The 21,893-nt window shown below is 56.8% G+C and carries 12 protein-coding genes; 7 read left to right on the plus strand and 5 right to left on the minus strand.

The features are described from left to right. Nucleotides 1-114: 114 nt before the first annotated feature. Nucleotides 115-1,239: an OpgC domain-containing protein gene (locus M5B42_RS14970; protein WP_248746284.1), complete on the plus strand. Its 1,125-nt coding sequence runs from the start codon at nt 115-117 to the stop codon at nt 1,237-1,239. A 150-nt stretch (nt 1,240-1,389) separates the two neighbouring features. Beyond that, nucleotides 1,390-4,491 carry a transglycosylase domain-containing protein gene (locus tag M5B42_RS14975; protein ID WP_248746285.1) on the plus strand — a complete coding sequence of 1,034 codons (3,102 nt, stop codon included), beginning with the start codon at nt 1,390-1,392 and terminating at the stop codon, nt 4,489-4,491. A gap of 16 nt (nt 4,492-4,507) precedes the next feature. Here M5B42_RS14975 and M5B42_RS14980 read toward each other — a convergent pair whose 3' ends face one another. Further along, nucleotides 4,508-5,029, minus strand: coding sequence for a C40 family peptidase (locus tag M5B42_RS14980; RefSeq protein WP_103498372.1), 522 nt, complete (start codon nt 5,027-5,029; stop codon nt 4,508-4,510). Between the two features lie 233 nt (nt 5,030-5,262). Here M5B42_RS14980 and M5B42_RS14985 point away from each other — a divergent pair, with 233 nt between their 5' ends. Both M5B42_RS14985 and M5B42_RS14990 read left to right on the plus strand, forming a co-directional pair. Continuing rightward, a complete protein-coding gene (locus tag M5B42_RS14985) occupies nt 5,263-5,853 on the plus strand; it encodes a PadR family transcriptional regulator (RefSeq protein WP_248746286.1) in 591 nt (196 codons plus the stop codon). Next, nucleotides 5,850-6,632, plus strand: coding sequence for a siderophore-interacting protein (locus M5B42_RS14990; RefSeq protein ID WP_103498374.1), 783 nt, complete (start codon nt 5,850-5,852; stop codon nt 6,630-6,632). Before M5B42_RS14985 ends, M5B42_RS14990 begins: the two co-directional genes overlap by 4 nt. Nucleotides 6,633-6,766: 134 nt before the next feature. Here M5B42_RS14990 and M5B42_RS14995 read toward each other — a convergent pair whose 3' ends face one another. Then, entirely contained in the window at nt 6,767-7,420 is a 654-nt protein-coding gene (locus M5B42_RS14995; RefSeq protein ID WP_248746287.1) for a Pr6Pr family membrane protein, read from the minus strand. A 17-nt stretch (nt 7,421-7,437) separates the two neighbouring features. Beyond that, nucleotides 7,438-7,668 (minus strand): VF530 family protein, encoded by a 231-nt coding sequence (locus M5B42_RS15000; protein WP_103494373.1) that lies wholly within the window; start codon nt 7,666-7,668, stop codon nt 7,438-7,440. Nucleotides 7,669-8,041: 373 nt separating this feature from the next. Between M5B42_RS15000 and M5B42_RS15005 the strand changes: the two genes are divergently transcribed. The 3 genes from M5B42_RS15005 (at nt 8,042) to M5B42_RS15015 (ending at nt 20,473) form a co-directional block, all read left to right on the plus strand. Beyond that, nucleotides 8,042-10,066, plus strand: a complete 2,025-nt coding sequence (locus M5B42_RS15005) for a TonB-dependent receptor (RefSeq protein ID WP_248746288.1) — start codon at nt 8,042-8,044, stop codon at nt 10,064-10,066. Between the two features lie 297 nt (nt 10,067-10,363). After that, nucleotides 10,364-13,006: a M60 family metallopeptidase gene (locus tag M5B42_RS15010; RefSeq protein ID WP_248746289.1), complete on the plus strand. Its 2,643-nt coding sequence runs from the start codon at nt 10,364-10,366 to the stop codon at nt 13,004-13,006. Between the two features lie 63 nt (nt 13,007-13,069). After that, nucleotides 13,070-20,473: an RHS repeat-associated core domain-containing protein gene (locus tag M5B42_RS15015; protein ID WP_248746290.1), complete on the plus strand. Its 7,404-nt coding sequence runs from the start codon at nt 13,070-13,072 to the stop codon at nt 20,471-20,473. Between the two features lie 208 nt (nt 20,474-20,681). On the opposite strand, the gene M5B42_RS15020 is transcribed toward M5B42_RS15015, so the two are convergent. Together M5B42_RS15020 and M5B42_RS32190 are read right to left on the minus strand one after the other, a co-directional pair. Further along, nucleotides 20,682-21,335, minus strand: coding sequence for a Pr6Pr family membrane protein (locus M5B42_RS15020; protein WP_248746291.1), 654 nt, complete (start codon nt 21,333-21,335; stop codon nt 20,682-20,684). Nucleotides 21,336-21,486: 151 nt separating this feature from the next. Beyond that, a complete protein-coding gene (locus tag M5B42_RS32190) occupies nt 21,487-21,855 on the minus strand; it encodes a Pr6Pr family membrane protein (RefSeq protein WP_349292781.1) in 369 nt (122 codons plus the stop codon). Nucleotides 21,856-21,893: the final 38 nt, after the last annotated feature.

A 21,893-nucleotide genomic window follows, 5' to 3' on the forward strand; every position in this document is an offset into this window, starting at 1 on the left:
CCCGCCTTTGCAATTCCCTCCGACTCACGCCAACCTGCACACCGCCGCTGCGCGCGTGCAATTTCTTACAGCAATAACAGCCCTATTCAACATTCGCCCAAGAGTTTTCCCGTGATGTCCAACGGACGCGATCATCGCATCGACTTTTTCCGCGGGTTGGCGCTGATCTTCATTTTCTGGGATCACGTGCCGCAGAACCCCCTCGCCAGCCTCACCGTGCGCAATTTCGGTTTCAGCGACGCGGCGGAGATCTTTGTCTTTCTCGCCGGTTACGCCGCGATACTGGCCTACGGCAAGATCGCCCGCCGCGACGGTTTTCTGGTGGCCAGCGTGCGTATCCTGCGCCGGGCCTGGGTGCTTTATGTGGTGCATATCTTCCTGCTGGCGTTGCTGATGGGCATCGTGTTCTTTGCCAACAGCCAGGTGGAAACCCGTGACCTGGTGCAGGAAATGGGCTTGCAGTACTTCCTCACACACCCACAACAGGCGCTGATGGACGAACTGCTGCTGCGCTTCAAACCCAACCTGATGGACCCCCTGCCGCTGTATATCCTGTTGCTGCTCGGCCTGCCGCTGATCCTGCCGATGCTGCTGCGCAAAGCCGAATACGTGGTCGGGGTGTCGGTGCTGCTGTACCTGCTGGCGCCCTGGTTCCAGTGGAACCTGGCCGCCCAGGAGGGTGGCGTGTGGTTCTTCAACCCCATGGCCTGGCAGCTGCTGTTCGTGCTCGGTGGCGCGGCGGCGATCCATGGACAGCGGGAAAAGCTCCCGGAACTCCGCCCGCTGTCGCGGCAGCCGTTGTTCGTCACCTCTGCGGCCTATCTGCTGGCCTGCGCGGTGATCGCCTTGTCATGGAAATGGCCGCAGATACACGACGCCTTCATGCCCAAGCTGTTGGGCGAGTGGCTCTACCCGATCAGCAAGACCAACCTGTCGCCGGCGCGCCTGCTGCATTTCCTGGCGCTGGCCTATGTGGTCGCGAAGCTGTTGCCCAATGGACGCTGGCTGGATCACTGGTTGCCCCGACAGAGTTGCCGGATGGGCCGTTACTCGCTGGAGGTGTTCTGCTTCGGCGTGCTGCTGGCGCCGCTGGCGGACATGCTCAATGCCCAGGCCGGGGATGGCTGGCCGGTGCGGGTGTTCAGTGCACTGCTGGGCGTGGCCTTGATGGCGGCGCTGGCGGGATGGCTGGACCTCAACAAACGCCTGGGCCGGCCCGCGCCAGTAGCGGTCGCCTGATACGAATCATTCGCCATTACGGCAGTCATGCCCCCCAGCCCTGATGACCGGCCAGAAAACCTGACCCACTTCACATATTTTTCGCCGCCTCCAAGCAGCGTCTAAGCTTCAGGCAAGTGCGATCAATCTGCGTGAATGGATGAATCGACTATGGGCGCTTTATGGCAATCCGATTCGAGCAACACTGTGGCGCCAGCCAACAGGGAGGATGAAGCGCCTTTACCGAAAAAACCGCGTAAGCGCAGGCTGTGGTGGCGGCTGTTCTGGCTCGTGCTGCTGATTGCCCTGGGATTGCTGGGGTTTGCCGCCTCGCGGGAAATGCGCAGCTCCAAGATCCAGGCACGGGAGTTCAGCCGTCTCGCCGCCGACCTCGGTTATTCGCTGGAGCCCGGGCCCAGTGACTCGATTCTCTATCCCGGCGACGGGCCTTTCGACAAGCGTCTGGGCTACAGCGCCCTCGGTGAATTCCTGCCGCGCCTGTTGAAACGCAATTATCGGATCGAGGCCCAGGCCCGCTTCTCCCCGGCACTACTGGACTACAGCCAGGAAGGCTTTTTCGTACCATACAAGGAGAAAATCCAGGCCGGACTCTCGATCACCGATTGCCGCGGGGGCGATGTCTACCATTACGACTACCCACAACAACTCTATGCCAGCTTCGAAGCCATTCCGCCGTTGGTGGTCAATAGCCTGCTGTTTATCGAGAACCGTGACCTGCTCGACCCGAAGCAGCCCCAGGCCAACCCCGCCGTGGACTGGCCACGCTTCGGCAAGGCGGTGCTGTCGCAGATTGCCAAGGTCCTGCACATGGGCGGCCAGACCGCCGGCGGCAGCACCCTGGCGACCCAATTGGAAAAATACCGGCACTCGCCGGACGGCCTGACCCTCTCCGGCGGTGAAAAAATCCGCCAGATGATTTCCGCCAGCGTGCGCGCTTATCAGGGCGGGCCGCAAACCCTGGAAGCGCGCAAGGATGTGGTCCGCGACTACCTCAACAGCGTGCCGTTGTCCGCCGTGCCCGGGCATGGCGAAGTGCATGGCATGGCGGAAGGCTTGCGGGTCTGGTATGGCGCGGATTTCGCCCAGGTCAACGCCCGCCTGAACAGCGTGGCCAGCGATCCCCTGAGCCTGTCACAACGCGGCCTGGCCCTGCGTGAAGTGCTGTCGCTGATGATTGCCCAACGCCGGCCCTCCCATTACCTGGCCCGCGGCCGCGACGAATTGGCCGAACTGACCGACAGCCATATCCGCCTGCTGGCCCAGAACGCGGTGATCGACGGTCCCCTGGCCACCGCCGCGCTGGCCAGCAAAGTGACCTATCGCGACTGGCAGCAGGAACCGACGATCCAGCCGGTGGAGTCGAACAAGGGCATCAGCGTGGCCCGCAGCCGCCTGTCGGCCATGCTCGACCGCCCACTCTACGACCTCGACCGCCTTGATCTCTCGGCCACCAGCACCTTGCAATCGGACCTGCAAAGCCAGGCCAGCGACTACCTCAAGCGCCTGGCCGACCCTGAGTTCGCCAAGTCCCTGGGCCTGTTGGGCGAACACCTGCTGACCCCCACCAGCACGCAACAGGTGCGCTACAGCTTCACTCTTTTCGAGCTCACGCCCGACAGCGCGCGGGTGCGAGTGCAGACCGACAGCACCGACCAGCCCTTCGACATCAACGAAGGCAGCAAGCTCGAACTGGGCTCCACCGCGAAACTGAGGGTGCTGACCAGCTACCTGCAGATCATTTCCGAACTGCACGACCGTTATGGCAACCAGTCACCCGCCGAACTGAAAAAAGTGGCGAATGACGCCCAGGACCCGATCACCCGCTGGGCGGTGGACTACCTGGCGCAAAACAGCGACCGCTCCTTGCCGAAAATGCTCGACGCGGCCCTCAGCCGGCAATACTCGGCCAACCCCGGCGAAAGCTTCTTCACCGGCGGCGGTTTGCATCACTTCCACAACTTCCGCAAGGAAGACAACGGCCGCAGCCCGACCTTGCGCGAAGCCCTGCGCGAGTCGATCAACCTGCCGTTTATCCGCCTGATGCGCGACCTGGTGCGCTACAGCACCTACCAGGGCCCGAACAACAGCGCCGAATTGCTCAAGGACGACAACGAGCCGCGCCGCCAGGAATACCTGGCCCGCTTTGCCGACCGCGAGGGCACGGCCTTTATGCTGCGCTTCTGGAAGAAGTACCAGAACAAGACGTCCCAGGAGCGCCTGGACACCTTCCTCGACGGCATGCACCCGACGCCGATTCGCCTCGCCGCCGTGCATCGCTACCTGCTGCCGAACGCTCCGCAAGCGGTTTTCAATACCTTTGTCCGGGCCCACCTGAAAACCGAGAAAGTCACCGACGAACGCCTGGCCAAACTCTACAAGACCTACGGCCCCGGCACCTTCGACCTGCCCGACCAGGGCTTTATCGCCAAGGTTCACCCGCTGGACCTGTGGTTGCTCGGCTACCTGTTGAATAACCCCCAGGCGCACTTCAGCCAGGTGGTGGCCGCCAGCGAATTCGAACGCCAGGAAGTCTATGGCTGGCTGTTCAAGAGCAAGCACAAGAGTGCCCGCGACAGCCGGATCCGGGTGATGCTGGAGATCGAAGCCTTCCTCGATATCCATCAGCGCTGGCAACAGGTCGGCTACCCCTTCGATCACCTGGTACCATCGCTGGCCACCGCCATCGGCAGTTCCGGCGACCGTCCGGCGGCGCTGGCCGAATTGGTGGGGATCATCCTCAACGACGGCGTGCGCATGCCGACATTGCGCATCGACAGCCTGCACTTCGCCGCCGGTACACCTTACGAAACCCGCCTGGTCAACGACCCGGACAAAGGCAAACGGGTGATGCCGTCGGAGGTCGCCACGGCCCTGCGCGAAGCCTTGTCACAAGTGGTGGATGCGGGCACCGCACGACGGGTTTCCGGCAGCTTCAAACAGCCGGACGGCACACCGCTGGCCATGGGTGGGAAAACCGGTACCGGCGACAACCGCATCGAAGCCATCGGTGCCGGCGGGCGGGTCTTGAGTTCGAAGTCGATCAACCGCACGGCGACCTTTGTGTTCTACATCGGCGATCATCACTTCGGCACCCTGACCGCGTTCGTGCCGGGGCGCTCGGCCGAGTCGTTCAAGTTCACCTCGGCGTTGCCGGTACAGGTGCTCAAGGGCATGGCGCCGATCCTGACGCCTTACCTGCAACCGGGCAGCAACACCTTGTGCACCGCACAGAAGGTCGCGCAAACGCCCTGACGACAGGAGAAAAACCTCAGCGGGTCGTGTGAAATCGCTTGGCGAGGGTGTAGCTCTTTTTCCAGTAGCTATTGCTCAGCGAATCGATGCGTACCGTCTTGCCGCTGCGCGGCGAGTGAATGAATTTGTCTCCGCCAATATAGAGCCCGACATGATTGACGGTGTTCTGCCCATTACGCCGGAAGAACACCGCATCGCCGGGCTTGAGGTTTTTCCGTTCGATGGTCTTGGCGTTGGAGCGGCGCATGGCAACGGTGGTGCGCGGCAGCTTGATATCGGCTTCCTGCTGAAACAGATAGACCAGCAAGCCGCTGCAATCAAAGCCGTTGACCGACATCCCGCCCCACCGATAGGGCGTGCCGATCAACTCATGGGCACGGCCCACGACATTGTCGATGGGCGCTGGCGCGGCCTTGGGCCGCAGCCCCTTCAGGACCTTGGCCGATGAAACAGGTTTCGCCACATCGAGGGTGGCGTGAGCCGACAGGAACAGGCCCGGTGACACCCACAGCAGCGCGCCGAACAAGAAACTGGGCATGATAAATCCCGCCTTTTTGACACAAGACGGCATGGTAAAGAGCTGTTCCAGCCTTGCTTAGAGTGCTTTTCTCCAATTGGCGTAGGGAAAAACTCCAAGTCGACACAGAAAACACAACCGCCCCCTGAGAGACGTATAAGCACAAACGGGCCGCGAGTCCGTTCGTCACTTTTTCTTGCCGAGCGCTTAAGATATATCTTAAGGTATATCTTAACTAGACAGGAGAAAGAGAAATGAGAGAGGAACATCCCCACCATCGTCACCATCCCCGGGAATTCGGCGATGGCCATGACGGCTTCGAACGTCGCCCCGGTCGCGAACGCGGCGGCCGCGGCCCCCGGGTCTTCGCCCCCGGCGACCTGAAGCTGTTGCTGCTGGCGTTGATTGCCGAACAGCCGTGCCACGGCTACGACCTGATCCGCCAGATCGAAGGCATGTTCGACGGTGCCTACAGCCCGAGCCCCGGCGTGATCTACCCGACCCTGACCTTCCTCGAAGAAAGCGAAATGATCCTCGGCGACGCGGCTGCCGGGAAAAAGAGCTACAGCGTGACCGACGCCGGACGTCAGTCCCTGGTCGAACAGGCCGTGGCCCTCGATGGCGTACGCATGCGCATCGATGTCAGCAAGCGTTCGCTGCGCGGCCATGAACGGCCGCTGGAAATCCACGAGGCAGTGCACAACCTGCGCCACGCCCTGCAACTGCACAACGGTCGCTGGAGCCCGGAAGAAATCCTTCGGGTTCGCGACCTGCTGAACAACACCGCCAAGGCCATCGTCGATGGGCCAGTATCCGCTCCATCCTGCTCGGAGAAACCGGAATGAATGCAGTCAATCAACAAGGGATTCACCGTGTCATGCACGAGATCAAACGACGCCGCCTGGAAGTGTTGCGGGTCGTCGACCTCACCCCGCGCATGCGCCGCATCACCCTGGGCGGGCCGGAGCTGGCGGGCTTTATCAGCCTGGGCACGGACGACCATGTAAAGGTGTTTTTCCCACAGAACGCCGCCGAACAGGCCGCGCTGGAAACGATGGTGCTGGGGGCCAAGGACAATGGCCCGATGCCCGCCATGCGTGACTACACCCCACGGCGTTATGACCTGGAAAGCGGCGAGCTGGATATCGACTTCGTGCTGCATGGCGACGGCCCCGCCGCGACCTGGGCGGCCCAGGCGGCGCCCGGTCAGTTCCTCAATATCGGCGGCCCTCGGGGTTCGATGGTGGTCCCGGATATCTTCGACAGCTACCTGCTGATCGGCGATGAAACCGCGTTGCCAGCCATTGCTCGGCGCCTGGAAGGGCTGGCGGCCAATCGACGGGCTCGGGTGGTGATCGAGGTGGAGAATGCCGGGGAACAGCAGGTGCTGCAGAGCCCGGCACAGGTCGAGGTGACCTGGGTACGACGCGATGCGCCGGAGCAGGATCTGCTGCGCACCGTCGAACAGCTGAATATCCCCGAAGGCAGCCTGTATGCCTGGGTGGCGACCGAAGCGGCGCTATCGCGCAAGATCCGCAAGGTGCTACTGGGCAGCCATGGTTTGAACGAGGAATTCCTCAAGGCGGTCGGCTACTGGAAACTGGACGACAGCGCCGAGGAGTAATTCGTCGCTAGGGAGGGCCTCTTCGCGGGCAAGCCCTGCTCCTACAGGGTTGTGTCGTACACAAGGTCAGCGGACGCCGCGAAACTGTAGGAGCAGGGCTTGCCCGCGAAGGCGTCAACCCGGACACCACAGCTCTACCTGCCACCCCGCCACCGATCCACCCCGATCAACACCCCCGACACCAACAAAAAACCCAGCAGAATCTGCCCGGCATTGATAAACACCTGTGGATAACCCAACTTATCCACATCAAAAAAGGGATACGGGTACACCCCGATCAGATGCCCGCGCAGCAGCACATAAGCGAAATAGACCACGGGATAGATCGCCCAGGGCACTCCATCCCACAACCGCAAAGTGCCCTTCCTCACGCAACACCACCAATAGACCACAAACAGCACCGGCATCACGTCGTGCATCAACTCATCGGCCAACCACTGAAACCCCTGGGGATGCCACAGATGGCGCAACAACAGGTTGTAGGCCAGCCCGACCACCACGATGCTCGCCGTCACCCCCGTCTGCACCGCCGGTTTGAGAAACCAGCGCCTGCCCGCTGAATCCCGCGAAGTCACCGCACAGGTCAGCACCGTCGCCGCCAGGGCATTGGTCAGCACGGTGAAAAAACTGAAGAAGCTCACCACCCCGCCGATCAGGCTGGCCTCCACCTGCCAGCGAAAAATCAGCAGCAGATAGAGCTGGATCGCCAGTCCGCCCCAGCCCAGGAACGCCGCGCCCAGCAACAGCAGCCGACGCAAACCGCCCGAGGTTTGCACTGCGCCATGCATCGCTGCGCTTTCCGTATTCACAGCTCGCGCTTGGTACGCGCCAGCTTGATATAGAGAGCCTCGACCTTCTCCCGCGCCCAGGGGGTCTTGCGCAGGAACGTCAGGCTCGACTTGATGCTCGGGTCACTCTTGAAGCAACGGATATCGATGCGTTGCGCCAACCCTTCCCATTCGTAATGGGTCACCAGGGCCGTGAGGATCTGCTCCAGGGTCACGCCGTGCAAAGGGTTGTTGTTCGATGCCGTCATGCCAGGCCTTCAGGTCAGGAAATGGAAGAAGCCGCGCACCTTAGCCGAGCCTTGGGGCGGGGGGAAGAGCCACGGGCGAAGACAAGGCATCCCGCATCTGAAATAACTGTAAGACTTATCTGGCAAGACGCACGACTGGCGACCGAGCACAGTCCCTGTAGGAGCCAGCTTGCTGGCGATCAAACGCAAGAACGCCCCCTATCTCAAGTCTAGCGCTGCCACCGGAAACCCTCGGGGTTTTGTTTTCCTGATAAAAAAGATATGTTATGTCATAACATATGAGAAATATTAACAATCACACCCACCTACCGTTCCAGCCTTTCATCTGACTCAAGGCGCTCTATTTCGCGCCCCGCTTGCCAAGGAAGCACCGATGTCCCTCTCCTCTCCCCTGCGTTCTCACCTGACACCGCTGGCCGCCGCCTTGCTGATGGTCTCCCCGGCCTACGCCCTGGACTTGCAACCCCAGGTCATCACCGGCAACCCATTGGGCAGCCAGCAACTCGCCTCCCCCAGCACCGTACTGGAAGGCGATGACCTGACCCTGCAACAGCAAGGCAGCCTCGGCGAAACCCTGAACAAGCAACTCGGCGTGTCGTCCTCGTATTTCGGCCCGGGGGCCAGCCGGCCGATCATTCGTGGCCAGGACGGCGATCGCATCCGCCTGCTGCGCAATGGCGTCGGCGCGCTGGATGCCTCGGCGCTGTCCTACGACCACGCCGTGCCACTGGACCCGGTCAATGTCGAACGGATTGAAATCGTCCGCGGCCCGGCCGCCCTGCTTTACGGCGGCAGCGCCATCGGCGGCGTGGTCAACACCTTCGACAACCGCATCCCCACCACTGCCATCGACGGTATCCACGGCGCCGGGGAATTGCGCTACGGCGGTGCCGACACCACCCGCAGCAGCGCCGGCAAACTGGAAACCGGTGACGGCACCTTCGCCTTGCACCTGGATGCCAGTGCCCGCGAGTTCAACGACCTGCGCATTCCAGGCTTCGCCCGCGACCGCAACGCACCAGCCAACGAAGAGGCCGATCAACGCAAGGGGCGCCTGGGCAACAGCGACGGACGCCAGGATGGCGGCGCAATCGGCGGTTCCTACACCTGGGACGATGGCTATGCCGGCTTGTCCTACAGCAACTACGACTCCAACTACGGCTCCCCTGCCGAGCAGGACGTGCGTATTCGCATGCAGCAGGACCATTACGCCTTCGCCTCAGAAATACGCAACCTGCAAGGCCCCTTCAGCTCGGTGAAACTCGATGCCGGCTACACCGAGTACAAGCACAGCGAGATCGAAGACGGGCAAGTCGGCACCACCTTCAAGAACAAGGGTTACGAAGCGCGGGTCGAAGCCCGGCACCTGCCTGTCGGTTCGTTCAACGGGGTGATCGGCGCGCAGGTCAGCCGCAACGAGTTCTCGGCGCTGGGCGAAGAAGCCTTCGTCCCACAGACCGACACCAACAGCGGTGCGCTGTTTCTGCTGGAGGAACTCAAGGCCAACGAGCGCCTGACCTTCAGCCTCGGCGGCCGCCTGGAACATACGAGCATCGACCCCAACGCCCAGGGCAACGAACGCTTCGCCGCCGCCGACCGTTCCAGCAACTTCACCGCCGGCAGCCTGTCATCGGGCGCGATCTACAGCCTGACGCCGATCTGGTCCGTGGCCGCGACCCTGAACTACACCGAACGCGCACCGACCTTCTACGAGCTGTACGCCAACGGTGCCCATGTGGCGACCGGCACCTATGAACTGGGCGATGCCAACCTGTCGAAGGAAAAAGCCGTGTCCAGCGACCTGGCCCTGCGCTTCGACAACGGCACCCACAAAGGTAGCTTCGGCGTGTTCTACAGCCACTTCTCTAACTACATCGGCCTGCTGGGCACCGGTCGCACCCTCAACGACGAAGGCCAGGATGACCCCGCCGGGATTCCCGAATACCGCTACTCCGGGGTACGCGCACGCTTCGCTGGTTTCGAGGCGCAGGATCACTGGAAACTTGGCGAAAGCGCCTATGGCAAGTTGGCTCTGGAACTGTCCGGAGACTACACCCGAGCCACCAACCTCGACACCGGCGAGGCGCTGCCACGGATCGCTCCGTTGCGCCTGAACAGCGGCCTGCTGTGGGAGCTGGATCGCTGGCAAGCGCGGATCGACGTCGAGCATGCGGCGGGACAAGGGCGGGTGCCGGCCAACGAGACCGGCACTTCGGGATACACCACATTCGGCGCCAGCGCCGGTTATCACTTCGACATTGGCAGCAGCCAGTGGCTGGCCTTCGTCAAGGGAGACAACCTGACCAACCAGACCGTGCGCTACGCCAGTTCGATCCTGCGGGATATCGCACCGGCACCGGGGCGCAGCGTGGAATTTGGGTTGCGTACCACATTCTAGAAACGACCCTGCTGCTTCGGGCTCACTCAAGCGCACTCTCGTGTGGGCTTGGGTGGGAAATGCCTCGATAAAAGAGAGATGTTGAAAACCAATCCACGTCCTCGGTTCGGACAACCGTTGGTCGCTACTGTCATTTCTGACAGTAGCCGCTGAATTGATCGACTCCTAGCATCGCTTCCATACCGGACGGTAAAAGGCGCACGGCATCGGCGCCCGCTCCCGTCCACTCCCGGAAACGCTCGTGTTTCTGAAGTGCCGAGCGCTACTCCCATTCAACCTGATTGAGGGGGAAATAGCATGAACACCTCAGACGTCGCCGTCATCGACACTCCAATCCCAAACAGCAATCTCCCCCTCCCCAGGCAGCAACCCTCGCTCTCGGGCAGTGGCTTTTCCGGTGCAACGGTCGAGGTCTGGCAAAAGAACGGCGGCCTGATGGCCCAGGGAACGGTTCAGAACACTCGCTGGACCATCACACTCGCCGATCTGGCACCGGGCACCAATAACTTCACCTTCTCCGTCCATCAGATACTCGGCAATGTAGTCTCCGAGTGGCGGGACTTTTCATTCGCCGTGGCGGACATGAAAACCTCGGACGTGGCCGTCATCGATACTCCGCCCCCCGGCGGCAACCTACCCTGGCAAAAACCCTTGCTCTCGGGCAGCGGTTTCTCCGGTGCAACGGTCGAGATCTGGCAAAAGAACGGCGGCCTGATGTACCGGGACACGGTTCAGAACAACCGCTGGAGCACCCCACTCCCCGATCTGGCACCGGACACCAATAACGTCACCTTCTCCGTTCGCCAGGTATTCGGCGGTGCCATCTCCGAGTGGCGGGACTTCTCATTCACCGTGTCAGGGCCCCCCGCCATGACAACCTCGGACGTGGCCGTCATCGACACCCCACCCCCTGGCGGCAACCTACCCAGGCAGGTCCCCTCGCTCTCGGGCACCGGCTTCTCCGGTGCGAGGGTCGAGATCTGGCAAAAGAACGGCGGCCTGATGGCCCAAGGAACGGTTCAGAACAACCGCTGGAGCATCCCACTCGCCGACCTGGCACCGGGCACCAATAGCGTCACCTTCTCCGTCCATCAGGTGCTCGGCAATGTAACCTCCGAGTGGCAAGACTTTTCATTCACCGTGACTGACGTCACCAGCATGAAAACCTCGGATGTTGCCGTCATCGATACCCCTGTACCAAATACCGACCTGCCCAGGGAAAACGCCTCGCTCTCCGGGACCGGTTTTCCCGGTGCGATAGTTGAGCTCTGGCAACAAAACGGCGGCTTGCTCGCCCAAGGAGCGGTTAATCAAAACCGACGCTGGAACCTGATACTCGCCGATGATCTGCCACTCAATCTCTACACGTTCTCCGTCCGCCAGACTCTCGGAGGCGTAACGTCCGAATGGCGAAATTTTGCTTTCAACGTCGTGAAATCCTCATTCCCCATCAATGCCGCACCTCAGATCATCGCACCAAACGGCACGCTCTCCCCCCCCTTCAGAATTTCCGGAAAAGCCACCCCTGGCGCGACCGTCTCAGTCTATCGAGCAGGCGGGGGAATCCATTTTGGCGACACCACCGCCAACGACAATGGTGACTGGACCATCGAGAACGTTACACAACCCGCTGATACCTACCTGATTACAGCCAGACAGACTAAAAACACCGAATGGTCACAATGGGCACCGAATCGGACATTCGTTGTGATCGCCGCAGATGGTCTGTTTCAGTTCGATGGAACCATTGACCCTACAGAGGAACGCCTGAGAATCGGTAAGCGACTTGCTGACAGCGACCGGCAACCTACTGGCCTTTACCTGGCAGCCAATACCGCACTGACACTGGACCTGACGTTCATCAGCCGTATCGGCAATCCTCAAGCAACACTTCTTGTTGGCGCGTTGGATAGCAACCCGGACATTCGTTTTAAAGATCCACGGGAATACCCCTTGAACGATGGTAGAAACGTGGTGACCGACCCTGCCGGCGGGATGCTTTACCTCAAGCTGAGCGGAGTCGGCAATCGTATAAAGGTCAATTTCATCAGCGGAGCCGTACGTGCACCCACCTTCATATACGGGCAAACCACGCTCGCGGAATATCGTCAGGCGCTCAACACCTACACACAATCTCCACACGTTGAACTAAGAGCTTATCGCCTGCTGGTGACAGTGACACGGGAGGCGGCGTTATTACATCAAGACGCAGATCAAAACCAGTTAATGGAAACCTACAGTAAAATATCCAACATTCAAGACATGACTATCGGACTGGACAACTCCACGCCCCTACACGCCCCACCTCAGTTATCCCGCCATCTGATAATGGGCAACTACACAAAAACGGGGGAATGCTACGCCTGGCACGGTGCAACAGTGTACCCACTTTACTATGATAAAATATTGCTTAATTCCAACGATTTAAAAAAATCCTGGGGCGTCTCTCATGAACTTGGCCACCAGCACCAGATGCTGTGTTACGAAGCCTACATTTTTAATGAAGTGTCCAATAACCTGCCCGCACTAGCCCAGGAACGAGCCTTCGGTATTCGTTCTCGCCTGCTGATACTCGATGGTATCGACCACTGGAAAGTGGCTTTTGAGAACATCAACAGACCGGGGCTCAACTATGTAACCGATCTTGGGGGAGTGGAACAACTTTGCCCTCTTGAACAATTGAGACTCGCTTTTGGTGATGATTTCTGGCCCCGCTTGAACAAGTACGCCCGGGAAAACCTTCCCTCTAATGGCAGTACGCCACCAGACCCACAGGCATTCGACAATTTGGCGTTGTGCGCCAGCAGTGTCGCCAATGTCGACCTGCGCTCATTCTTTGCCGCCTGGGGTATTCCTCTCACACCCAGCGGGCAACAACGTATTGCTGCACTGAGTTTACCTTCCGCCCCCATGAATCTTCTCGGCCAGAGAGAATTCTAAAGGGCGCTTGTTGTTGAAGTATGAAGCACTGTTCTCATTCAACCTGATTGCAGGAGAAAAAGAATGAATACCTCAGACATTGCCGTCATCGACAGTCCAACCCCTGGCAGCAACCTGCCCAGACAGCAACCTTCGTTCTCGGGCACCGGCTTCTCCGGTGCAATGGTCGAGGTCTGGCAAAAGAACGGCAGCCTACTGGGGCAGCCAGTATCCGTTCAGAACAACCGCTGGAGCATCCCACTCACCGATATAGCAGCGGGTACCACTACCTTCGCCGTCTCCGTCCGCCAGACTCTGGGGGGGGTAACTTCCGAGTGGCGGGACTTTTCATTCATCGTGGTTGACACCCCCACCATGAAAGCTTCGGACGTGGCTGTCATCGACAGTCCTCCCCCTGGCAGCAACCTACCCCGGCAAGCCCCCTCGCTCTCAGGCACCGGTTTCTCCGGCGCAAAGGTCGAGATATGGCAAAAGAGCGGCAGCCTATTGGCCCAAGGACCGGTTCAGAACAACCGTTGGAGCCTCCCATTCGCCGACATAGCAGCGGGACTCACGACCTTCACCGTCTCCGTCCGCCAGATTTTTGGCAATGTCATCTCCGAGTGGCGGGACTTTTCATTCACCGTGGTTGACCCCCCGGCCATGAAAACCACGGACGTGGCCGTCATCGACACTCCGGCCCCAGACAGCAACCTCCCCAGGCAGACACCCTTGCTCTCGGGCACAGGCTTCCCCGGGGCAATGGTCGAGATCTGGCAAAAGAGCGGCAGCCGACTGGGACAAGGACCTGTTCAAAACAACAATCGCTGGACCATCCCACTCGCCGATCTAGCAGCGGGCACCACGACCCTCACCGTCTCCGTCCACCAGATTTTGGGTGGGGTGATCTCCGAGTGGCGCGACTTTTCATTTGCCGTGGTTGACACCCCCACCATGAAAACTTCGGACGTGGCCATCATCGACACCCCGACCCTAGGCAGTAACCTATCCAGGCAGGCACCCTTGCTCTCGGGCACGGGCTTTCCCGGTGCAATGGTCGAGATCTGGCAAAAGAACGGTGGCCGACTGGGCCAAGGATTGGTTCAGAACAATCGCTGGACCATCCCACTTGCCGATCTGGCACCGGGCACCACTACCTTTGCCTTCTCCGTTCGCCAGATTTTGGGGGCGGTAACCTCTGAGTGGCGTGACTTTTCATTCACCGTGGTTGATACCCCCGTCATGAAAACTTCGGACGTGGCCGTCATCGACACTCCGCCCCCAGGCAGCACCCTCCCCCGGCAGAGACCCTCGCTCTCGGGCACCGGCTTCTTCGGTGCAACGGTCGAGGTCTGGCAAAAGAGCGGCAGCCGACTGGGCCAAGGGCCGGTTCAGAACAACAATCGCTGGACCATCCCACTTGCCGATCTAGCGCCGGGCACCACTACTTTCACTTTCTCCGTCCGCCAGATTTTTGGTGCGGTAACCTCCGAGTGGCGGGACTTTTCGTTCTCCGTAGCTGACACCTCCACCATGAAAACTTCGGATGTGGCTGTCATCGACACTCCGATCCCAGGCAGCACACTACCCAGGCAGGCGCCCTCACTCTCGGGCACAGGCTTCTCCGGTGCAACGGTCCAGATCTGGCAAAAGAGCGGCAGCCGACTGGCCCAAGAGCTAGTTCAGAACAACCGCTGGAGAATCACACTCGCCGATCTGGCACCGGGCACCACTACTCTCACCGTCTCCGTCCGCCAGGTACTCGGCAATCTCATCTCCGAGTGGCGGGACTTTTCATTCACCGTGGCTGACATGAGAACCTCGGACGTGGCCGTTATCGATACTCCGCCCCCTGGCAGCAACTTACCCGGGCAGCAACCCTCGCTCTCGGGCACCGGCTTTCCAGGTGCAACAGTCGAGATCTGGCAAAAGAACGGCAGCCGACTGGCCCAAGGGCTGGTTCAGAACAACCGCTGGAGAATCACACTCGCCGATCTGGCACCGGGCACTACGACCCTCACCGTCTCCGTGCGCCAAGTACTCGGCAATGTCGTCTCCGAGTGGCGGGACTTTTCATTCACCGTAGTGGCTGACACCCCCGCCATGAAAACCTCGGACGTGGCCGTCATAGACACTCCGCCCCCCGGCTGCCCCCTGACCAGGCAGACCCCCTCGCTCTCGGGCACCGGCTTTCCCGGTGCAACAGTCGAGATCTGGCAAAAGAACAGCAGCCTACTGGCCCAAGGATCGGTTCAGAACAACAACCGCTGGAGAATCACACTCGCCGATCTGGCACAGGGCACCACGACCTTTACTGTCTCCATCCGCCAGGTACTCGGCAATATGACTTCCGAGTGGCGAGACTTTTCATTTACCGTGCAGGAGTACATCGCCCAGCCCGGGCCCGACATTGATTACGATAGCCTCCTGAAAAATGAAATCGTCAATACGACAAACAAAAAAGAAAACTATGTAGACCCAAGAACGGGGCTATTCAATGCCTATTTCTCTATCGCTTCCTTGACCGCCAATGCTGCTCAAGGACCAAACCTAGATATTGACTTTTTCTACCGTCCCTACTCATTTAATGCAATGGGCATAGGCGTGGGTTGGAAGCTTCGCCTATCAAGTTATAACTTATTATATAAAACCCTGACTCTTTCGACAGGCGTGTCCATTGCCAAGCCAAATGACATAGACCCTCGAGAGACCTTAAGAAAATATGGTTTTATACTCGGAACAGCCGACGAAAACAATGAATACGGACAACCCCAAGCAATCCAGATATACCATAAAGATGGAAGTATCGAAAAGTTAAACTTCCAAGGCTACAACAACGTGCTATTACCCTCCCAAATAATAACAACACACGGCTTCACACTTTACATCCACTGGGAGAACCAACGAACCAACCAAGGCATTGCAACCAGAATCATGTCCATCCGCGATGAAAAAAACCTATTACTCGATGTAAGCTATCATGAGAACGATGCAATTTTCACCGTATGGCCAAATACCCCAGAACAATACAGTGTAGTTTTAAATTTCAACACTGCATCAAACACATTAAGCTCTGTCACCTTCCCTGACTCATCTACGCCCTCCAACCAAAGCTTTTACTACGAGCCCAATCCGACGCTAGGTTCTATTCTCACCACAGTGACCAGTTCTTCAGGGCTGAGAGAGAATGTTATCTATAATAGCTCCGGAGTAACTGTCAATAATAAGACACTCCCTTGGGTAACCCAGCATACTTTGACTCCGGGAGGCAGGCAACCCGAAATAATCACGACCTATAATTACACCAAAACATCAAGTGACTCATACATTACAACCTCAACAAACCGCACATCCGAGCAGGTCATCGTCAAGACCTTTAGCTTCGAAAAAAATCTCCTTATCTCAGAAGCCCAAACCATTAACGAGTGCAGCGCTACAATGACATATGAATATCGAGGCTCTGCACCTTACCTTAATAAAACCCGCTACGAAAACAAAACCACGGGAGCCTTCAGGCAAGGCCCGACCAAACAATCACTCTTCTCACCAGACGGCAATGTAATTTATAGCGACACAGACGGCACGCCCACTCGTTGGACATACGCAAGTGCAAGCACATCCAGCACCAGTCAACGTTTTAACTTACCAGTTATTATAGAATACCCTATCCCGTTTGGCGACTATAGCGATAATATACCCTCCGACTCACCCCTGTATAGCAATGTAGTATTCAATGCATCCGAAAGGCATATAGAATCGGAGTACTCCTACCGTACCTCCCCCAACGGTTCTTTCCCTGACCTGATTAGGAAATTTTACAGCTATACTCGTTTACCGAAAAAACAGCCCTCATTAACGGCGGGAAATCTTCGCCCTTCATTATGCCTAACGATATACACCCCGGACTCAAGTGGAGGTTCCTCTCTGGGCAAATGGAAAAATGGCTCTATGATTCTTGAAAAAATAGAGTATATCAAAGATCCCTCTTCCCCCCATCACGGTCGGGTACAATCCATGAGCACTGAAATCCTAGATGCCCGCGGAAACACTGTCCCCAACTCAAAATACATCACCCGTTTCTCCTACGATATTACAGACGCTTACCTTAAAAAAACAACAGAAGTCGTGTCATCAGAAGGCATCTCGAATACCACTGAAGAGACAACCTCCATTTTTAGTGGACGACTCATAAAACTGGTCGACACGCTGAAAAATACAACGGAATACATATACGACTCTCTTGGCCGAACCCTCAGAAAAACTCAAAACTCACAAAACAACCAATACCGTCAAACAACGGATTACCAATACATCCAGACATCCACAGGCCCCTCCGTCGTGACCACCAGCAATACCGGAGTCAAACAATGGATAAAAAGCGACGCGCTACAACGCCCTATCAGCACAGAAATATGGACAGATATCACCGGCTTTTCTCAATGGCTGACCGTTACATCTACCCAGTATGATGCTCTCGGTCGAGAGGAGAAAACGGTCCTCTATGACTACCTTGCAAATGGTTCGGTGCTCAGCTCCTGGACAGAAACACACTATGACAACTGGGGAAACCCAAACAAATCAATTGTCAACAATGAAAAAACCATCTATTCGAACTACGACCCCATAAGCAACACACTGGAGAACTGGATAGAATTCGGAGGCACTCCCTGCGGAAAAACCCTAACGACTTACAACCCGAGCGGGGAAATAACCCTCGTCACCAACGCCGACATATCAGGAAACATACAAGCAAGCCAAAGCTATCAATATGACAATTTTCAAAGACTCACCGCTCAAACTAACAAAACCCGCTCGCTCTCAAACTCCCTCGACACCACCTATACCTATGATAATTTTGGCAGACCCAGCACCATAACCTCCGGAAACAAAACCATCACGTACAGCTATCCAAATCACACAGCAGAAAACGTAGTCGCTGAAATTTCAATACTCGATCAATCTAATCGTTCTTCCTATAGCCTCGGGCAGCAAAATTACGACAGCCTAAATCGACTCATCCGTTCAGCCAGTGGAGGAAGAACCTATACCTTCACCTATGCAACCTCGTCAAATTCAGCCACCACGGCTACTCTGCCCGATGCTCGAGAAATCAGCTTCGAATACCAGGCAGAGCTCAACAACAAATTGATAAAGCAGAGCGTGAGGTCCAGCGGGCAGCAGCAAGCATATACGTATCAAACAGTCGGAAACCCTTTTGAAACAGCCTCCAGGACACCAGGTACCTTTGTAAACCGCAACTACAATGCGAATGGATTCCTCTTAACAGAAAAACTGTCAAACCTAAATACTGACACTGACAAATCCTCAACCTATCAATACTCCCTAAATGGTCTATTAACATCGGAAACCGATTTTTTTGGAAACAAAACCACTTATCACTACAACCAGAATGGCCGTTACATAGGTTCATCCAGCCCAACGATCACTGTACGGCTGTCTCATGACAACTCGGGGCTTTTAATAAAAGAAGAGGTGAACGACGCTGAATCTGGCACGACAATGACAATCGCCTACACGTACGATGAAAACCATCGTGAAACAAGCCGTGTTTTTTCTAGCGCAGGATTCCCAACATTAAAAATAGCCTACAACTATCAATCCGACTGGTCAATCAGTGACATCACATTCAGCAGAGACAACGCCTTAATCCGCAAGGAGGTCTTCACCTATCTACCGTCAGGGCAACTGCAAGCCTGCTCTTACTCCGGAACTGAATGTCCGGTGGATCCTTGGGGAAACGCCCTCACCGCCCAGTCCTTCACTTATGACCAGCTGGATAACATATTAACCTGCACCAGCCAATTTGGCACCAAGACAAACATTGCTTCATATCATTATGACAACCCCTATGACAAAACCCAGTTAAGTTCCATCACCAATACGCACCCTACCTACCCCAACCAAATCATCCTTGAATATGACAGTGCCGGCCGGGTAACTAAAGACGAGGCAGGACGAACCCTCAGCTACGACAGCCTTGGACAATTGAAAGAAATTTTTTCGGCTAATCAAGGTATCGCACTCACCTATACCTATGATGCCTACAACCGGATAGCAGGAACAAAAAGCGCTCTTCGCACACAGAATTTTTTCTATAAAGGCTCGTCTATCTTCGCACAATCCGAAAGTATATTTTCGGTCAACCAGGGAAAAACACACTCTATAACCAACAGTCAACTCAACTCAAGTAACGCCTGCTGCGCTCAGGTTAAATCCGACCTGGATTACACTACCGGCGTTACCCAAACCGTCCGCTTTATGGAATTAAAAGACCCACACGGCTCACTCATTGCCAGCTATGATATCACCAACAAAACAGCCTCTTACTTCTCTTATACTCCCCACGGCTACAGGCCACTTAACAATAACAACCGCTCTTTTCTTGGATTCAATGGCGAACCCATGGATTCGGTAACAGGCCTCTACCACCTGGGCAATGGTTATCGAGCCTACAACCCCATCACCCTGCATTTTCATTTACCCGATAGCCAAAGCCCTTTTGGCGCGGGAGGAATAAATAGTTACAGTTACTGCTCAGACCCCATCAACTACAGCGACCCCACCGGACATGCCAGTTATAGGATTAACCCAAGATACTATCACAAATCTTCAATCAATCATGGCAGTTTAATCAGTACGATTCTCTGGGGAGGTGTGGCAATTATGGCGGCCATACCGACAGGAGGCACCTCTCTTCTGTTGGGCGGCGCGCTGCTCGGGACAGAGATCGTGGCCACTTCATTTGGTATAGCCAGTGCGCTGACCGAAAGGAGCAACCCGAAACTTTCAGAGCAACTAGGCTGGGCTTCTCTTGGTTTAGGACTTTCGAGTATTGCTTATGGTTCATTTCGCGCCGGAAAAACCATCTATTCCGCCGCCAGTGATTTCAGACGAGCGGCCTCTTTATCAACCGAACACCTTGGGCAGGCAAAAAAAATAACTCAAACAATGGGAGGCCCGATAGAAAAAATAAAGCTACACGAAGGAAATCTTACATTAACCCAAGAATCGTTCAAAGGAGGAAAACGGTTAACGTTCAACGCTCACGGTGCTATTCCTCCGGGAGAAGAATCTGCGCTCATGCGTGTTGGAGAAAACTTTATCGGCCCGGCTGAAGCTATAGATCTGGCAAGAAATCTTGGCTATGACATTAAAAACTATGATTACGTTCGTCTAATAATGTGCCATTCAGCCGACGGCGGAAATGCCTCGTTCGCTCAAACCCTTTCAACCCTCACCAGAAAACCGGTGAAGGCTTTTATCGGCAAAATAGACGTATCGTGGGTGGCAGACGAGGTTGGAAAACACTCCAATCGTCAGGAGAGACTGGCAATGTATATAGGAAAAAAATATGAAATCGTCACCCCCACTCACAAAAAAATAATCGGCTTCAATGAACAAGGTAGTTTCGCCTTTGGAAACACTGATGAATACAACAGCATTCGTGTAAATTTCTTCCCGCGTTAATCACTCTTAGCGCTCCGCGCCCGGGTTTCCGGGCGCGTCTATTTTTACCGGCGACTACTGCTACAGAGCCCCCCAACGACCACTCCACGCTTATGACATCCACACCACCCCATCCAGCTAAACCATGGAGAAGCTGATTAGTCTTTGAGAACTCATGACACGCCTTGTCTATTGAAAAAAAAAACCTGCAACAAGCACGATCACCCGATCAGTGCTTGCCACGCCACCGATCCACGGCAATCACCACCAGCGATATCACCACAAACGCCACCAGCACCATCACGGCATTGATAAACACCTGGGGATAACCCAGCTGGCCCACGTCGATAAAGGGATAGGGGTAAGAGCCGACAAAGTAGCCACGCACCAGGGCGTAAACGAAGTAGAGCGCCGGATAGATCAGCCACGGCCAGAAATCCCGCCATTGCAGGGTGCCCTTGGGCACGCAGAACCACCAATAGATCACAAACAGCACCGGCATCACGTCGTGGAGCAATTCATCGGCCACCCACTGCAGGCCCTGGGGGTTCCACGTATGGCGCAACAGCAGGTTGTACGCCAGCCCGACCAGCACGATGGCGGCGGTCACACCGCCCTGGACCTTGGGGTTGAGAAAGAACCGCCGAAACGGCGAATCCCCTGATATGGCCGCGCAGGTCAGCACCACCGCCACCAGGATATTGGTCAGCACCGTGAAATAGCTGAAAAAGATATCCACCCCGCCCAACAGGCTTTTGTCGCCCTGCCAGCGCGACATCAGGATCAGGTAGAGCTGGAGGGCTAATGCAAACCATCCCAGCAGTGCCGCGATTTTCACGGCAATGCCCCCCGTGCTCTGCGTTAACACCATTTCGTTGCTCATAACCTATCTCCTGGCTACGCGGCACCTGCGACGGCAAAGCCCCATCGATTGGACGCTTATAAACAGGCTGTCTGTTGAGCAAGACCCTAGAAGAAAGTGGAGCAAGGCTCTACTGTCAGAAATGACAGTCCTGACCAGCGGTCATCGTCGCTCAACGTCTGCCTCGCCAGCGATCCACGGCAATCAGCAGCACCGACAGCAGCACGAATACCAACACCACCAGCCCGGCATTGATAAACATCCGGGGATAACCCAGCTCCCCCACATCGATGAAGTCATAAGGGTAGGCGCCGATCAGGTATCCGCGCACCAGGAGGTAAACGCAGTAGACCAGCAGATAGATCAGCCACGGCAGCGCATCCCGCCATAACAAGCCCCCCCTTGGCGCACAGAACCACCAATAGAGCAAAAACAGCATCGGCATCACGTCGTGCATCAACTCATCGGGGACCCACTGGAACTCTTGGAAACTCAATGGAACGCGCAACAGCAGGTTGTACACCAGGGCGACCAGAATCATGCCGACCGCCGCGCCCCCCCTGAACCGAGGGCTGGAGA

The sequence above is a fragment of the Pseudomonas sp. MWU12-2037 genome, from assembly GCF_023242345.1.
In the GTDB taxonomy this organism is placed as follows: domain Bacteria; phylum Pseudomonadota; class Gammaproteobacteria; order Pseudomonadales; family Pseudomonadaceae; genus Aquipseudomonas; species Aquipseudomonas gingeri_D.

Coding starts and splice junctions, on each gene's coding strand:
- M5B42_RS32190 (WP_349292781.1), bottom strand. CDS start 21,855: ATGATTCTGGTCGCCCTGGTGTACAACCTGCTGTTGCGCGTTCCATTG.
- M5B42_RS15010 (WP_248746289.1), top strand. CDS start 10,364: ATGAACACCTCAGACGTCGCCGTCATCGACACTCCAATCCCAAACAGC.
- M5B42_RS15015 (WP_248746290.1), top strand. CDS start 13,070: ATGAATACCTCAGACATTGCCGTCATCGACAGTCCAACCCCTGGCAGC.
- M5B42_RS14990 (WP_103498374.1), top strand. CDS start 5,850: ATGAATGCAGTCAATCAACAAGGGATTCACCGTGTCATGCACGAGATC.
- M5B42_RS14970 (WP_248746284.1), top strand. CDS start 115: ATGTCCAACGGACGCGATCATCGCATCGACTTTTTCCGCGGGTTGGCG.
- M5B42_RS14995 (WP_248746287.1), bottom strand. CDS start 7,420: ATGCATGGCGCAGTGCAAACCTCGGGCGGTTTGCGTCGGCTGCTGTTG.
- M5B42_RS15000 (WP_103494373.1), bottom strand. CDS start 7,668: ATGACGGCATCGAACAACAACCCTTTGCACGGCGTGACCCTGGAGCAG.
- M5B42_RS15005 (WP_248746288.1), top strand. CDS start 8,042: ATGTCCCTCTCCTCTCCCCTGCGTTCTCACCTGACACCGCTGGCCGCC.
- M5B42_RS14975 (WP_248746285.1), top strand. CDS start 1,390: ATGGGCGCTTTATGGCAATCCGATTCGAGCAACACTGTGGCGCCAGCC.
- M5B42_RS14980 (WP_103498372.1), bottom strand. CDS start 5,029: ATGCCCAGTTTCTTGTTCGGCGCGCTGCTGTGGGTGTCACCGGGCCTG.
- M5B42_RS14985 (WP_248746286.1), top strand. CDS start 5,263: ATGAGAGAGGAACATCCCCACCATCGTCACCATCCCCGGGAATTCGGC.
- M5B42_RS15020 (WP_248746291.1), bottom strand. CDS start 21,335: ATGAGCAACGAAATGGTGTTAACGCAGAGCACGGGGGGCATTGCCGTG.